Annotated in this window: 10 protein-coding genes and 4 riboswitches; of the genes, 9 read left to right on the top strand and 1 reads right to left on the bottom strand. The window is 50.2% G+C overall.

Annotated features, from left to right (window positions below; translation table 11 throughout):
- Positions 1 to 52: 52 nt before the first annotated feature.
- On the bottom strand, positions 53 to 955 hold the full coding sequence (locus tag GT1_RS18100; protein ID WP_188399892.1) for a M14 family metallopeptidase: 903 nt from the start codon (positions 953 to 955) through the stop codon (positions 53 to 55).
- 750 nt (positions 956 to 1,705) lie between these two features.
- Positions 1,706 to 1,888, top strand: a riboswitch (cobalamin riboswitch).
- A gap of 301 nt (positions 1,889 to 2,189) precedes the next feature.
- Positions 2,190 to 2,370: riboswitch (cobalamin riboswitch) on the top strand.
- Between the two features lie 285 nt (positions 2,371 to 2,655).
- On the opposite strand from GT1_RS18100, the gene GT1_RS18095 reads away from it, so the two are divergent.
- The 9 genes from GT1_RS18095 to cobN all read left to right on the top strand — a co-directional run bounded on the left by GT1_RS18095 (position 2,656) and on the right by cobN (position 16,134).
- Positions 2,656 to 3,228, top strand: coding sequence for an HD-GYP domain-containing protein (locus GT1_RS18095; protein ID WP_188399891.1), 573 nt, complete (start codon positions 2,656 to 2,658; stop codon positions 3,226 to 3,228).
- Positions 3,229 to 3,266: 38 nt separating this feature from the next.
- Positions 3,267 to 3,965 carry a hypothetical protein gene (locus GT1_RS18090; RefSeq protein ID WP_188399890.1) on the top strand — a complete coding sequence of 233 codons (699 nt, stop codon included), beginning with the start codon at positions 3,267 to 3,269 and terminating at the stop codon, positions 3,963 to 3,965.
- Positions 3,966 to 4,005: 40 nt separating this feature from the next.
- A riboswitch (cobalamin riboswitch) is annotated at positions 4,006 to 4,187 on the top strand.
- Between the two features lie 226 nt (positions 4,188 to 4,413).
- The gene (locus GT1_RS18085; protein ID WP_223226355.1) at positions 4,414 to 5,346 is read left to right on the top strand and encodes a sirohydrochlorin cobaltochelatase; all 933 of its coding nucleotides are present in this window, start codon (positions 4,414 to 4,416) and stop codon (positions 5,344 to 5,346) included.
- A gap of 9 nt (positions 5,347 to 5,355) precedes the next feature.
- A riboswitch (cobalamin riboswitch) is annotated at positions 5,356 to 5,540 on the top strand.
- Between the two features lie 158 nt (positions 5,541 to 5,698).
- Positions 5,699 to 7,342, top strand: a complete 1,644-nt coding sequence (locus GT1_RS18080) for a hypothetical protein (RefSeq protein ID WP_188399889.1) — start codon at positions 5,699 to 5,701, stop codon at positions 7,340 to 7,342.
- A gap of 3 nt (positions 7,343 to 7,345) precedes the next feature.
- Positions 7,346 to 9,076, top strand: coding sequence for an ABC transporter ATP-binding protein (locus GT1_RS18075; RefSeq protein ID WP_188399888.1), 1,731 nt, complete (start codon positions 7,346 to 7,348; stop codon positions 9,074 to 9,076).
- Complete coding sequence (locus GT1_RS18070) at positions 9,024 to 9,911, top strand: energy-coupling factor transporter transmembrane protein EcfT (RefSeq protein ID WP_188399887.1); 888 nt, start codon at positions 9,024 to 9,026, stop codon at positions 9,909 to 9,911. The genes GT1_RS18075 and GT1_RS18070 overlap by 53 nt, the downstream gene beginning before the upstream one ends.
- 3 nt (positions 9,912 to 9,914) lie before the next feature.
- The gene (locus GT1_RS18065; RefSeq protein ID WP_188399886.1) at positions 9,915 to 11,333 is read left to right on the top strand and encodes a PQQ-binding-like beta-propeller repeat protein; all 1,419 of its coding nucleotides are present in this window, start codon (positions 9,915 to 9,917) and stop codon (positions 11,331 to 11,333) included.
- A gap of 69 nt (positions 11,334 to 11,402) precedes the next feature.
- Positions 11,403 to 12,353 carry an ABC transporter substrate-binding protein gene (locus GT1_RS18060; protein ID WP_188399885.1) on the top strand — a complete coding sequence of 317 codons (951 nt, stop codon included), beginning with the start codon at positions 11,403 to 11,405 and terminating at the stop codon, positions 12,351 to 12,353.
- Positions 12,354 to 12,417: 64 nt separating this feature from the next.
- On the top strand, positions 12,418 to 16,134 hold the full coding sequence (gene cobN, locus GT1_RS18055; RefSeq protein ID WP_188399884.1) for a cobaltochelatase subunit CobN: 3,717 nt from the start codon (positions 12,418 to 12,420) through the stop codon (positions 16,132 to 16,134).
- The last annotated feature ends 3 nt before the right edge of the window (positions 16,135 to 16,137 follow it).

Here is a 16,137-nt window from a genome sequence, read left to right as displayed (position 1 = left end):
TCTCAATCAGTATACAACTATATTTTAACATATTTGTAATTTCATATAATTTTTAAATGCACTTTTCACACAGTCTGCCATCCTCTTCCGCATAGTATTCCCGGATGCATTTCCCGAAAAAGTTCTCTGTATGACCTAACAGATCGCCCTTTTTCACTATCCCATTTTCCTCTATAGCGGGATACCAAAGGCCTGCCTCTGCGGCCGCCAGGTAAATAGTTTTATTATATACCTTTTTATCACATACAGGTTCTGCCGGATTAAACACATATACACCCAGGTGATTAAATAGTAAACGGATATCCTTTTGATATGCCTGCACCCATGCTTCCTTGCAATAACCGCAGTATCCCCGTTCCAGCAGGAGACCCGGTATACCCAGTTTGGCGGCATAACTATATTGTCCCGTAGCTGCAGTTGAGGCAATCAGGTAGGGAATATCGGTCGCCCGCGCGGCCGCTTCCGAAGTTTTATGAACCTCTTCTCCTGCCGCTGCAGGGAAGAACAGGCAGGGGGTGAGAGGCTCCATTTGGCCGCCGCTGTGCAAGTCAATGATGAATCCGGCCTGGGGAAAAATCTCGCGGACAAAGTAGTCGGCGATACGGTCGCCGGTACCACCATCCGGGCTGCCCGGGTAATTGGCGTTTAAATTCGCGCCATCTTCCGGTACACGGTCTGGTGATTTCGCCCAGAACCCACTGGTGTTAACGCAATGCAGCAATAATATTCGCCCCTTGACCCTGACCGGATTAATTTCCGCTGCCACGCGGATGGCCGCGGCGACTCCGGGGTATTCCCCGCTGTGGATGCCTGCCGTAACAACAATGGTAGGGCCGTCCTCATTACCATAAATCAAAGTAGCCGGCATTTCATATCCCGCTACACCTGGCTCGATCAAAACCTGTTTCTTTTCTCCCCGGGCCACACTGTATCCGCAAATCGTCCATTGGTTCATTGTATCATCCTCCTGTACTCTGTCATGATATATGATTTCATCCGCTGGTTTGACTTCTCCAACACTGATTTGTTGATACGGCAAACTTTCAATCCCATTGCTTTCGCGTTATAGTCCGGCACTATGTCTTTACCATGATTATCTATATTTTATTGCAATTGAACTTAAAAAAGGAGCAACCTTAGCGGCCTCTCCTTTACGCTTTATGCATTTGCAAACATTTTATCCTGTATGGGAAAGTTCAATATAATGGTCATATTATACCAGTCTGACAAGTGAGGTGTCTACAAATTTTGTTAGAAGGGATTAAAGAGCTGGTTTTGGCAGAAGGGGATTGTCCTGAAGTATTATTACAGAGAAGACTGCCTTTGACCCTCAAGAAGTTTCAGTGGTAAAATAAGCATATAATAAGAATACTATTTTACTACAGGAGGTGCTTGCAGTGAATATAAAACCTTCGGCCGCAATACGCAAGAATTATAACGAAATATCTGCACTTTGTAAAAAGTTTCCCGAACATGGGGCATGACTTATTGATCGCAAATGTCTATAGGAAACTGCTTGTGGACAAACGTTACCTCTTTATTTACAAGATTAAAGACAATACGGTATATCTTGATTATGTGGTTGATTGCCGTCAAGAGTACCCCTGGTTGATTTAATATAAATGAATTCTTAAATGACTGTTTGTCAGGGCGGTATTGACAGGTATTTCCGGATATGGTATAGTCATATGCATAGCAAGGATAAACTAAATATTTCGAGATAGGTGCCCTTAGGGGCTTAATAGGGAAGTCCGGTTAGAAGCCGGCGCGGTCCCGCCACTGTAACGGGGAGTAAGCTTAAGTTATACCACTGGGATGTATTTCCTGGGAAGGTTTAAGCAAGCCATGATCCGGAGTCAGGAGAACTGCCTGTCTGACAATCACCGTTTTTCACCCACGAGGTATGGGGAGGGGATTACAGTAGACGCTTCTATGGCGTAGCTGATTAATTCGCTCCTGGTATATAAACCAGGAGCTTTCTATTAGTCTACTGATTATTACTCCCAGCTTTTCAACGGTTGGGAGTTTTAATATTTCTTCAGGACATTCTTCTCAAAACGCTCCTTTCGAACTTTTGCGCCGCTGGCGCGCGGGCCAATTTGGCCCTAATTTTTTACAATTATACTTTAACATAAAAATTGTATTCAACAACCAATAGCGTGGCAAGAGCAGTTGAATACACCGGGAAAACTTAATATGACAGTATAGGTGCCTGCGAGGCTTAATAGATAAGCCGGTGCAATACCGGCGCGGTCCCGCCACTGTAATGGGGAGCAAACTCAAAAAATGTCACTGAGATTATTGTCTTGGGAAGGCCTGAGCCAGCGATGATCCAGAGCCAGGAGAACTGCCTATATGATAATCACCGTTTTATCCACGAGCGATGGGGAGGGGATTAGCGCAGCAGTTTGGCTTGTGCTTATTTTGTCCCGGCGTATGTTATACGCCGGGATTTTATCGGTATAGCGATACTGTTTTGTCTGTCTCCTCGCCTTTCAGCAGGGAGACTTTTGTGTTATGGCTCGGCAGCTTTCCAGGGGATGCTGCAATATTGCAGCGGGATAATAGCGTAATCCTCCCTTCACTGTCACGGGTCCTACCCTTCGCTTTACGGCTTTGACTGACTAAGACGGCTTATAAACAAGGAGGATACCAATGAGGAGAATTGAAAAGTTAATGGAACTTTTTCACAACTATGACCCTGCTACATTGAGGCATTGTCAAAGTGTTGGTATGCACATGCTGGAATGGGCGGATTGTATGGGGTTTTCCGATAAAAAAATACAAATAGCATATTATTGTGGTTTAATGCATGATATCGGCAGATTGTGCCTGCCTGGCAATGTATTTAATAAACTTGAACCATTATCAGACGACGAACAGGATATGCACAAACTTCATACGGTATATGGCTGGGTCATCCTTAATAGTGTGGGGCTGAAGGAAATAAGTCCTATTGTTCGTTATCACCATGAACGGTATGATGGAACAGGATATCCGGAAGGCCTGAAAGAAGCCGAGATTCCCTTTCTAAGCAGAATGCTTTCTATCTGCGATGCTTTCGATGAGATGACAAACAGACAAGGAACGAATAATCTAAGCGGCCGCCAGGCGTTGCAAGCAGTGGAAACCTGCGCCGGGACACGGTTTGATCCGTGGCTGTGCCAGCAATTTGTCAGTTATATAAGGAAAGTAGAAACACTAAAAGCGGTTGCTAATTTCGCATAAACCGGTTGATATCAGATAATATAAGAGGGATGTGTAGTATGATTTTACATATTGCTAACGGCTCAATACTGAAATCCTATTTAGAGACTAAAGGCATTTCAGGCCAGAAGATTATTGCATTTAATGAATCCATGATTACCGGGAAATGCGCGGAGACAATTTTTAGTGAGGAATTCTTTCAATTACGGGCAGAAACCTTACAGGTTGCTTATGAGCGCTATAACGAATTGACGGTGACAGAACTAGAGGCATTATTAAGTCACTCGTATTCGGAGATTATATTATGGTTTGATGCCGATATGTTTTGTCAGATGAATATTTTAACCTTGTGCGCCTATCTGGATGCCAGCAACTATCAGGGGGAAGTGCATTTACATATTATCCGGCACGATTTCTGGCAATATGACAGTTTGCAGGACATAATACGTATATCCTATCAAATTAACCCTGCGGGATATTACGAGATATACCGGGAGGTTCTCTTGCAAAGACGGCCAACAAGAGAAAAATATCCGGTTTTTGCAGAATTAAACGCAGGAATTAACTTGTACACAAACTATATTTCCGCTAATAGCGATATTCGGTTAGCCATAACAAAAATGGTTAAAGAAAACAAAGATAAACCGTTTGTAATAAAAGAAATAAACGAGAAATATCCTCATTATGGTATCGGTGATTACAATATTCAGCTGATTTATCGTGATATAGTAGATAGGATTCAAATTAATATGGATTGACAATCACTTCCTGCAGTGTTATGCTAATTTCATAAGAAAACTACATATGTTAGAGATAGGTGCCTTACAGGCTTAATAGGGAAGACCGGTTAAATGCCGGCGCGGTCCCGCCACTGTAACGGGGAGCAGGCTTAAGATATACCACTGGGATGGATTTTCTGGGAAGGTTTAAGCAGGCTATGATCCGGAGTCAGGAGAACTGCCTATCTGACAATCGCCGTTTGTTACCCACGAGGTATGGGGAGGGGATTATAGTAGGCGCTTTTATGGCGTAACTGGCTAATTCGCTCCTGGTTTACACACCAGGAGCTTTCTGTTCGGGCTACTGTTCAAACCTCTCACCGCTACGGTTGAGAGGTTTGCTGTTTTAATCACAGGCTGCTCCCATCATCCTGGTAACGAAGGCGTGTCCGGTAATCAAAAAATATGAAGGAGTTGTTTTTGGCCAATGAAAAACATCTATTCGTTTATCACCACCCTGTGCATGCTGGCTGTATTTGGCTGTGTAAGTCTGGTTCCGTCACTGGCAGCGGCTGCACCGGCTCAGGCAGGCAAAAAGGCTATTTTAGTTGTAAGCTTTGGTACTACGTATCCTGAAACTTTAAAGACAACCATTGAAGCTGTTGAAACCAAAATAAAAGCAGAATTTCCCGAGTACGAAGTTCGCCGGGCTTTTACTTCCCGGATTATCATTAAAAGAATTGCTGAACGTGACGGCGTGAAAATCGATACCGAAAAAGAAGCGCTTGACCGTTTAAAAGCCGAAGGCTTTAATGAAGTTATTGTTCAGCCGCTGCATATTGCTGCCGGTGAAGAGTTTGATTTGGTGAAGGGTGTTGTAAAACATCATGAAGCCGCTAAAACCTTTGACAAAATTGCCTTAGGCAGACCTATTATGTATTTTATGGGACAAGAAGAGAAACCTGATGACTATTTAGCTGCTGCTAAAGCATTAGAAAACCAGTTCCCCAAACAGAAAAAAGACGAAGCCATTGTACTGATGGGACATGGTGGCAGCCATCCCGGAAATTCGGCTTATGCCGCCATGCAGCTTAAATTACAGGATGAAGGCTATAAAAACGTATATCTGTTCACCGTGGAAGGGTATCCGTCCTTCGACAATATGCTGGCTAAATTAAAAGCCAACAAAGTAAAAAAAGTTACTCTTATGCCGTTCATGCTGGTAGCCGGTGACCATGCTACCAACGATATGGCCGGTGATGAAGAGGATTCAGCAAAAAGCCAGCTTATTGCCGCCGGCTTTAAAGTAGACACTTATGTGCATGGCTTGGGTGAAAATGCAGGTTTTCAAGATATTTATATCCAACATGTTAAAGATGCCATTGATGAACTGAATAACCCGGAAGCTAAAAAGCACTAAAAGCAAAACCAAATAACAAAAGAGTTGGGTGCCCTGCGGGGCTTAATAGGGAAGTCCGGTGAAAAGCCGGCGCGGTCCCGCCACTGTAATGGGGAGCAAATCCAAGAATATGCCACTGGGATGAAAAGTCCTGGGAAGGTTTGGATGAGCCGTGAACCAGAGTCAGGAGAACTGCCTAGCTGACAGTCGCCGTTTTACCCACGAGGCATGGGGAGGGGATTACAGTAGATGGTATGTATGCTGAAGACTCGCGGGCCCTGGGGCGCCGGATGCTGCAAAATATATCAAAACTGAAAATACATTCCCACGCGTAAGCGCGGGAATGTATTTTTTTTCCTAAGGGGGCAAGGATTTGACCATCAAAAAAGCACTGACCGGCATCGTGACAGTGCTGTTGGTAATGTTGACAATTACCGGACAGGCCCAGGAGGAAGTGTCTTTTTCCTGTCAATTTCCCTATTACCTGGGGAAGATCAGGGATTCTGTGATTCCCGGCGGACAAACGGCAGCGCTGTTTAGTATTGAGCATCGTGGTCTAAACGACAAAACGGTGACAGTGACCATCAGTCTGCCGCCTGGCTTTAGCCCGGCCGGTTCTCAGGAAAATTGGGAGGTAACCAGGCAGGCAGACAGGTATGCCTTAACGAGAGACATGCTGCTGCCAGGAGGGTATAGTCAGTGGTATGATTTACTGTCCCTGCAGGTGGCGTCAGATTTGCCAACAGGCAGGTATACCGCTACTGTGACGGCAGGAGGCAATACACAGCAGATACCGGTTACCGTAGGGACGGGTACCGGTGATGCCGCTGCGCCGGTCACGCTGGCAGGTATGGTTCTGCCGTTGGATAAGGACGGCAAAACCGATGACCGTGTAGGGCGCAATGTCTTAGTGCTACGGGACAGACAATGGGATTACTACAAAAATTTATTCATTGGCAAAGGTGCTTCGAATCAAGAAATTGAGGCCATTCACCCGGTAACTCACCTGGGCGTGGATATTGTCAATCCAGCCGGGGTGCAAAAACTGGTTATTGTTACCGTTCATCTCTTAGATGCGGCTGATCGTCAGCCGGTAAGCGGCTTGTTTACTCCCGGTGCGACCAATGAAGATGTCGATGGTGGCGCACTGGATGGTCACAAGGAATATTTAGAGATGTTTACGGCTTTGAACGGTGACTCCCGGCAGCGCCTGCAGCTGCCTGTATATGCGGATGAACGCAATTTGACCGGCGGGGATTATATCCTCCGGGCAGAACTGAGCGACGGGGTCAAGGCGCCGTTGCTGTACGAAGTGTCGCTTACTATTATCAAAAAAGACAACAAAGCCCTGATAGTAGTCAGTAGTGCCGCCCTGGCGGTATTGACAGGCTTGCTGCTTTCCCTCAAGCGCCTGCGGCAAGTATTGGCGGTGCTGAAAACACGCTGGCTGGTAACCATTGCCTTGTTTGGTGCGGCGGCTTTTGCGGTGGTCAATGTACCGTCCACTTTATTAAATGATTTTTTTCATATTTTGCTGGGCCCATTCGGATTTTTAATTACCGGCCTGTTTAGCAGCATATTTCTCTATATGATGGTGGTGGCGCTGGTCATACTCATTCCCCAGCCCGGGGTGGTGGCGCTGATGACCGTTGTTCGCATGCTGCTCGGGATGCTGGCATTTGGTCAAATCTCACCCATTGGCCTGTTATCCTATGGTCTGCATGCGCTGCTGCTGGAGCTGCTGATTTATGGCAGTGGCATGTATGGCTGGCTGCAGCAACGGGAAGACAACCCCATACCCTGGGACAAGATCGCGCTGCTGGCTGTCAGCTGTGCGGTGGCTGATACCATCGCAGCCTATGTGAGCTTGCAGGCGATGGCGTTTTTGTACCGCATGTATTATGCTGCCTGGTATATTGCATTGGTCTTACTGTTTAACGGCTTTATCTATACCATAATCGGCGCCGTCTGTGGCACCGCCTTAGGCAAACGACTGGCCAGAGTAGGGGGAGATTGACCAATGGACAGTATAGTATGCTTTAATAAGGTTTCCTTTACCTATCGGCATCGCAGCAGTCCCAGTATCAGTAGCGTCAGTCTCCGGGTTTCCCCAGGCGATTTCCTGCTGCTGACAGGTGCGACCGGTTGTGGCAAAAGCACTTTGTTAAAAATGCTTAACGGACTGATTCCCCATGAAAGCGGCGGCAAGCTTGAGGGAGACGTGGTTGTCGGCGGACGTTCGGTGAGTGGCTTGAGTGTGGCGGAGATGAGCCGTACCGTGGGCATGGTATTTCAGAATCCGGATGATCAGATTTTTTCCACAACCGTGTTTGATGAAGTGGCTTTTGTCCTGGAAAATATGGGAATGACGGCAGTTCAGCTCGAACCTCAGGTCAAAGAAGCGTTAGCCTTGGTAGGTCTTGCCGATAAGGCAAAAGCCAGTGTGCATGCACTGTCGGGAGGACAAAAACAGCGCCTGGCGGTAGCCGCCGTACTGGCAGCCAAACCCCAGGTACTGGCACTGGATGAACCTATCAGCCAGCTTGATCCGCAGGGAGCCGCGGAATTGCTGTCCGTATTGCAGCAACTGAATGCCAATCTGGGAATTACCATTATTATTGTTGAGCACCGCCTGCATGAAGTACTGCCTTTATGTCACAAGGCAGCCATTATGGATGCCGGCCGGCTCATCTGGCAGGGCAGGCGTGAAGAGGCTTACAACTGCCAGGAAATGTTTGCTGCTTACGGTCTCAGGCTCCCCCAGCCTGTTACCCTTTGTCATCATCTGGGGGTTGCGGCGCGTTCGGCTCAGGTTGACGATGCCGTGGCAGCCATCCGGCAGCATTATGCCATTCCGGTTCCCGCTATCAGTCCGGTTCCTGCAGCGGCGGCATCGCTGCCTGTAGGACAACACCCGTTGCCAATACCGGCAATCCAGGCCAAACAAGTATTTTTTCATTATGATAACCCGGCGCAAATGGTGCTGAACGGGGTTGATTTGACAGTTGCCGCAGGCCAATTTATTGCCCTTATGGGCAGTAACGGGGCCGGCAAGTCTACCTTGCTGCACTTGCTTGGCGGGTTGCTTAAACCGGCAGCCGGTGAAATGCAGATACTGGGACAAAAGGTTAGGGCAGTATCGCCGGCTGTGGGAATGGTGCTGCAAAATCCGGATTTTATGCTGTTTAACAGTACTGTGCAGGAGGAAATCGGTTTTAGCCTGCGCCAGCAAAGCAAAGACAGCACCGACGGCTGGACAGAGTACTGCGAATTATTGACAGACAGGCTGGGCTTAGGCGGCTTGAGGGAGGATTTCCCGCTGGCTTTGAGCCGCGGTCAACGCTTGCGGGTGGCTATTGCCGCCGTTTTGGCCAATGAGCCGCAGGTCCTGCTGCTGGATGAGCCAACGACAGGCCAGGATATTGGCCATATTGAGGATATTGCGCTCTTGCTCAGGGAATATACCCGGCAGGGTGGCAGCATTATATTTTGCACTCATGATACTGAGGTGGCAGCACGGTTTGCCGATCGAATCATTGTTATGCGGCAGGGTCAAATTGTGGCCGACGGCGCACCGGCTGCGGTTTTCCAGGATCAGGCCATGCTTAAGGCCAGCGGACTTAAACCGCCTGCAATCCTGCTTGCCGCTCAGGCCCTGTATGGCGGCACCGCGCTTACTGTGGAGGAGGTGGTAGGATATGTACGACAGGCATGTCTGGGAAGCTACACCGGGGAACACCCTGCTTCATAAGATCGATGTCCGGACAAAACTGGTGTTATTGCTCCTGCTGGCAGCTATGGTGCTGCTGGTGGACAGCCCGCGTTCACTATTTCTGCTGTTTTGTCTGGTGCTGAGCCTGCACCTGCTGGCGCGCTCCTCTATGGGCAGGTGGCGTATCCTCATGGTCTTTATTCTACTGGGTATTTGGGGCTCCATGACCAGCCAGGCGCTGTTTTACAGCAGTGAGCCGCGAACCATTATCGCTTGTCTGGTGTCGCCGGCCGCACCGGGAATCGGCGCATTGACCGGAGGGGTGTATGTTTACCGGGAAGGCTTGGAATATGGCGCCGTGCAGGCCTTGCGTTCCGGAACTATGCTGGCTTTGGGCCTCCTGATTAACTGGACCTCCGATCCCCGGCAGTTGTTGCGCAGCCTGCTGGCCTGGAAGCTGCCTTACGAACTGGGCTTTATGCTGATAACCGGTCTCAGGTTTCTGCCGGTCATTTTTCAGGAGACCGGTGTTGTTCTGACGGCACAGCGTCTCAGGGGCTTTAATCCATTCCGGACAGTATCGCCCCGGCGGCTCATTCAAACAGCCTTTCAAACTTTGTTTCCCATTCTGGCGCGGACTTTGCGCCGGGCCGCGACTTTGGCATCTTCTGTCGAGAGCCGCGGCTTTGGGCGGGAAACACCGCAGATACCTTTGCCGGTATGGTCCTGCAAGGAACGCCTGGTTTGCCATAGCCTGCTGCTGACGGTGGTGGGTTTGATACTTCTCAAAGTAATGGATTCATTGCAATTTAACGGTTTTTTGTATGTGTCGTCTTTGCGGGGGGTATATGATTTGATGAAGGTGTGGCTGTAAACAATGAAAAAAGTCATCACAGCTGGAATTGCTCTCTTATTTCTCGGTACATTAGGAGCATTAGCCGCCCATATTTTTGGCATGAGCACCCATGTGAGCCTGACTGGCAAACAAAACGGCACACAGACAGGCGCTTATGGTAAAGTAATGGAAGTCGTTTTAGGTCAAACGGAAGTATATAATTATCAGCGAATGGGCTTTAACCGGGGCTTTATCCGCTTTTCCCCTGACAGCAGCTTTTTGGCCGTCGGTTCGGAAACAGGGGAAGTACTGCTTTATAATACCAAGGGCAGCCTTATCTGGCGTAAAAACATGGGGCTGGGTAAGCTGACCGCACTGGAATTTTCGCCGGACGGCCGTTCGGTGCTTGTCGGCGAAAGCAGTCAGCAGGGATGGCTGGTGTGCCTGCGCGTCAAAGATGGCAGTGAACTGTGGCGACAGGCCAGTGTACAGGAACTTGGTGTCAATATTAAGGAAAAAACCTATCCCGGTATAGCCGCCATCCGGACAGATGCCGCCGGTATGGTTTATGCCGTGGCCCAGCGGTATATCAAGCACGCCGACGGGAGCAACCAGTATGCCGGGCGTATCTATAAATTTGCACCTGACGGGGAAAGGATCGGTATGTTCCCCACTGATCACAATCTGGATTGCTGGGTAAGCTGGATTAGTGTGGATAAGGCAGGTGAACAGGCAGCGTTTGCCACCGCTAATTTTGATGTGGCAACCTACCGGTATGACAAGAATATCTATTGTCTGGACGGTGGGCTCAAGGCTGTATTGTGGAGCAATTACGCAGAGTTGGTCCCGCCTTATCAGAATGTTACCATGCGTACAAGCCCTGAGCTTAGCCCTGACGGAAAGTATGCGTCTGCTATTGCCAGCGACGGGCGCTGTTTTTTATTTGACAGCCGGGAAGGGCAGAAATTATGGCAGCGCAGTATCAGCTACCCGCAGAAGATTGGCGGTGTCACGATTAACGCCACCGGCAGCAATAGCTTGATCATAGGGGAATATGCCGTATACACAACAGGCAATACCTACAATAAAGCCAATTGGCAGCTGCCAACCCCGGTGGAGCACCCTAACTCCAACAGCCTGTTTGTGTTTGACATGCAGGGCAAGCTGATCAATAGCTATAAACTTGACGGCACGATTGAGGAAATGGCTGCCGGCAGCAAGCTGGCAGTGTTGGCCGTAGGCCGGAATGTCCGTTCCAAGGATCCGTCAATGCATGGCTTGTATCTTGTTACCATACCGGAAACCCGGCTGGTTGATTACGCCGCCACCAGCGGTGGCCCGTGTATTGCTGCGGCGGTAAGTCCTGACGAACGGTATGCAGCCGCAATAGAGGCCCCTATCCAGCTTGACGATGGCCGGGTAATCGGGGAATATAAGTTAACCCTGCTGGCAAGACAGTGAGTTTCTTCACTGAATCAACTGTAGGGAGATGAGGTTATGGGAGTAAACAGCCAATGGAGGCCGTATTTTTTGCACACTATTATCCTTGCGGTTGTAGGCTTGCTGTTGCTAACCAGCGGCTGTACCGGTTCAAATAATATAAAGCCGCCGGGAACTGACAGCGGTTCCGGCAGTTATGAGCTGGCAGACAGTACCGGTTATGTAGTCCGGTTGCCGCAAAAACCGCAAAGAATTGTATCACTTTCCATCAGTGGGGATGAAATTCTGATGGCACTGGTAACACCCCGGCGGATTGCCGCCCTGACTTATCTGGCAGATGACGGGGGTATCTCCAATATAGTAGAACAAGCCAAAGCCATACCCGGTAAAGTACGGGGTAATGCCGAGAGCGTTATCCCGACACAACCCGATCTTGTGCTGATGCCTGACTGGTATCCGGCGGAATTTACGCAAACACTCAGGGAAGCAGGCCTTACGGTTTATGTTTACAAAACACCTGACACCATTGAAGAAGTGAAACAATCGGTTAGACAAATTGCCCGCGTAGTCGGGGAGGAAGAGACCGGCGAACAGGTGGCAGCCGATATGGACCGGCAACTGACCCAAATTAGCGACAGAGTGAAGCACATTGCCGCAGCTGAGCAAAAGGTGGTCATCTATTACAGCCTCATGGGCGGCACCAACGGTAAGGGCAGTACCTTTGAAGATATTTGCCGGCAGGCAGGAGTAATCAATGGTGCGGCGGCAGCGGGACTGGGGAGGGGGACGTTATTGTCCAAAGAGCAGCTGGTTGCCATTAATCCGGATATCATCATCCTGCCGGTCTGGGATTATACCGGCACAACAGATATGAAAAAATTCGCCGACGATATCCAAAATGATCCTGCGCTGCAATCGGTAAAAGCCATTCAGGCTCGACAATTGATTCCTGTGCCTGACAGGCATTTTAACAGCACCTCCCAGTATATTGTACAGGCGGTGCAGGATATCGCGCAGGTGGCCTACCCGCAGTATTTTTAGATACCGGCTGGTGATCGTGCAAGAGTGCGCTTGGCTGGAGCAAGTTGGGAGAGGAGTGAGTGGCATGGGACGCATATTGTTTATGTGCAATATTGACCGTCAATTTGTCATGATGGAAAAGGCCAGACAGCAACTAATCGAAGAGAAATATCTGTCTGAGGAAGGCGATGTTATTTTCCTGCATGATACTCTGGCATGGGGAACCGACTGGCAAAATAGTTTTCTTGCCAGTGACCTGGTGGTGTTTTCCTGGATGGGAATGGGACGGGATACGCGTTTTCTCAAGGAAGCGGTTGAGTTTTTAAGGAAAAATAAAATCCGGCACGTTATGCTGGCAAGCGAAATACAGCCGGAAGATGCGCTTGGCGGCGTAACGCCGGAGGACAGGAACACCATGCGCCGCTATTTATCCTATAGCGGTCTGGACAATTACCGCAACCTTTGGTTATGGCTTAATAACCGCTATTGTCAGCAGGCCTATGAATGTCAGCCGCCGCGCGAACTGGCCTGGAATGGCATTTTTCACCCGCGGGCCGCTGCATTTTTTACCGATGCCGGGCAATACCGGCAGCTGTTTTGCAAGCCCGGACAAGGGACTGTCGGCATCGTTTTTCCCCGGGATGAATGGATATGGTCTGATTTGACCTATCAGAGCCGGCTGATTGAGGCCATCGAAGCCCGGGGGCTTAATGTTATTGCCGTTTTTAGCCATTGGGCACGTAATGCCGAGCTTAACGCCCCGGGTGTCGATGATGCTGTGAATGCCTTTTTTTATCATGAGAATATGCCGGCGATTGATGTACTGATTAATACCTTTAAATTTTCCCTGACGGTAGGCAAGCCTGTTGATCAGGAATTTCTACATAAGCTGGGCGTGCCGGTATTGCAGGCCTATGCCTTACTCCGGCCGCGGGAGGTATGGCAGGATAGCATCGAAGGGCTCACCCCGATGGAAATTTCCTGCAGTATTGCCATGCCCGAATTTGACGGATGTTTGCATGCTGTTCCCATTGCCGGCAAAGAACAAATGCCTGACGGTACGACAAAATACCAGATACTGCCGGAGCGAATTGAGCGGGTGGCCGCCAAAGCGGCCAAATGGTCCAATTTACGGCGCAAAGCCAATAGCCAAAAGAAAATTGCCATTATATTTCATAATTATCCGGCCACCAATTCAAATATTGGCAGTGCCCAGGGCATGGATTCGCCGGCCAGTATCCGGCTGCTCTTAGAATGTATGGCCGGGCGGGGGTATACAGTCGACGTCATCCCGCCTGACAGCCGGGCGCTTATGGACAGCCTGCTGGCCGCCGCTACCAACGACCGCCGTTTTCTGTCCGAGGCGGTGGTAGAGCAAGCGCCAGGCAAGGTAACGGCTGCTGAGTACCGCCAGTGGTTTGATTTACTTGCACCCCGGACGCAGGAACAACTTAGCGGGGACTGGGGCGAGCCGCCGGGTGATGTATTTAACTATGACGAAAAACTGTTGGTGCCCGGTATGCTCAACGGCAATATTTTTATTACTGTTCAGCCGCCGCGCGGTTTTGGCGAGGACCCCGGCAAGCTGTATCATTCGCCGGACTGTGCTCCCACCCACCATTACCTGGCTTACTATCACTGGATCCGGGATATCTGGCAGGCTGATGCCGTTGTGCATGTGGGCACCCACGGCACACTGGAATGGCTGCCAGGCAAAGGCACAGGCCTGTCGGCCACCTGCTACCCGGATTTAGCCATCGGCGACTTGCCGAATATATATCCTTATCTTATCAGCATTGTCGGTGAGGGTACTCAGGCTAAGCGGCGCGGGGCAGCCTGCCTGATCGGGCATTTGCCGGCGCCTGTGAGTCAGTCCGGCACCTATGATCAACTGGCAGAGCTGGAAAAACTGCTGGATGAATACTGCCATTTTGCCCAGAACCAGCCGGACAATATCCAGGTTGTCGCCAGCCTGATCACCGAAAAGGTGGTGGAAGCCAAGCTTGAGGAGGATATGGGACAGGCGGCCGGGGAAACCTTTGACGACTACGTGCAGCGGCTGCACGGCTATATCAGCGATATTAAAAATATGCAGATCCGGGTAGGGCTGCATGTCCTTGGCTGTCCGCCGCAAGGGGATACTTTGATCGAATATTTGCTGGCCCTGACCCGGCTGGCAAACGGGGATACGCCGTCACTCCCCGAAACCATTGCGGCCATGCATGGGTATGACTACTATGAGCTGCTGGCCGGGAGCGGTAAGCTGCTGCCGGATGGCAGCAAAACCTGCGGCGTCTTGCTGGATGAAATCGGACAGCAGTGCCGGGAGGTTATTGTCTGGCTGTACGACCATGATTTTGACCTGCAAGCGGCTGAACAAGCGGCACAACTGCCGTGGGCCGCCGGAGCCGGTCCTGAACGCCAAGAACAGCTCAGGCAAACGGTACGGTATATCTGTCAGACACTTGTCCCTAATCTCAATAAGACCGAACAGGAAATCACCAATTTACTGGGCGCGTTGGAAGACCGGTTTGTCGAACCCGGGCCGGCCGGTGCACCTACCAGCGGCATGGCCGATATATTGCCGACAGGCCGCAATTTCTATGGGGTTGACCCGCGGACCTTGCCGACTCCGACTGCCTGGGAGCTGGGCCAGACCTTGGGAGACGGTGTGATTGAACGCTATATTGCCGACGAAGGTCACTATCCGGAAAACATTGGCATGATTTTCTGGAGTGGCGCCAATATGCGCAGCCACGGGCAGTGTATTGCCGAATTTCTCTATTTTCTGGGCGTGCGCCCGGTATGGCAGCGGGGCAGTCAGCGGGTTGTTGATTTAGAGGTTATTCCACTGGCACAGCTCAAACGGCCGCGGATTGACGTAACCGCCCGTATTGGCGGCTTGTTCCGCGACACCCTGCCGATGGCGGTAAAGTGGATGGACAAAGCCGTCAGCCTTGTGGCCAATCTGGAGGAAAGCAGTGAAGTTAACTATATTCGCAAGCATGTACTGGCAGATTCGGCTGAGCTGGCCGGTCAGGGTATAGAGCAAACGGCTGCCTGGGAACAGGCCTGCTACCGGGTGTTTGGCTGCCCGCCAGGCACCTATGGTGCCGGTGTCGGCCACCTGCTGGAGGAAAAGAACTGGGAAACCATTGACGATTTGGCTAAAGTATATGTACGCTGGGGAGCCCATGCCTATGGCGCCAAGAGCAGCGGTGCTTTTGTGCCGGAGCTCTTCAGCCGCAGGCTGGCAAGCCTGGATGTTACTGTGAAAAATGAAGATAACCGGGAAGTGCATATGCTCAATTCGGATGATTTTAACTCCTACCATGGTGGTATGATTGCCGCTGTCCGCAGCCTGAAAGGGGAGGCCCCCCGTTCCTACTGTGGTGATAGCTCCAACCGCCGGCAGGTCAAGCTCCGGAGTTTGGATGAAGAATTTAAACGCCTGTTTCGCGGGGAAGTCATGAACCCCAAATATATTGAAGGCATGAAACAGCATGGGTATAAAGGCGCGGCTGACTTAGCCTCGGTGGTGGCTCACTGCTACGAATGGGATGCCACCAGCGCGGTGATGGAGGATTGGATGTACAACGGTCTGGCGGAGAAATATGCTCTTGATCAAAAGATGCAGGAGTGGATGAAAGACGTTAATCCCTGGGCGCTGCAGCGGATTGCCGAAAAGCTGCTGGAGGCCGGGATACGCGGCCTGTGGCAGGCTGATGATAAGACCAGGCAGGAATTGCAGCAAATCTATCTGGATATTGACAGTGAGCTGGAAGAACGGAGTGACAGGTAACTG

Origin of the sequence: Sporomusa sp. GT1, assembly GCF_014634905.1 — a bacterium.
Lineage (GTDB): Bacteria > Bacillota > Negativicutes > Sporomusales > Sporomusaceae > Sporomusa > Sporomusa sphaeroides.
The sequence above is the reverse complement of the archived record's forward strand: the minus strand, read 5'-3'. Positions and strand labels throughout refer to the sequence as shown.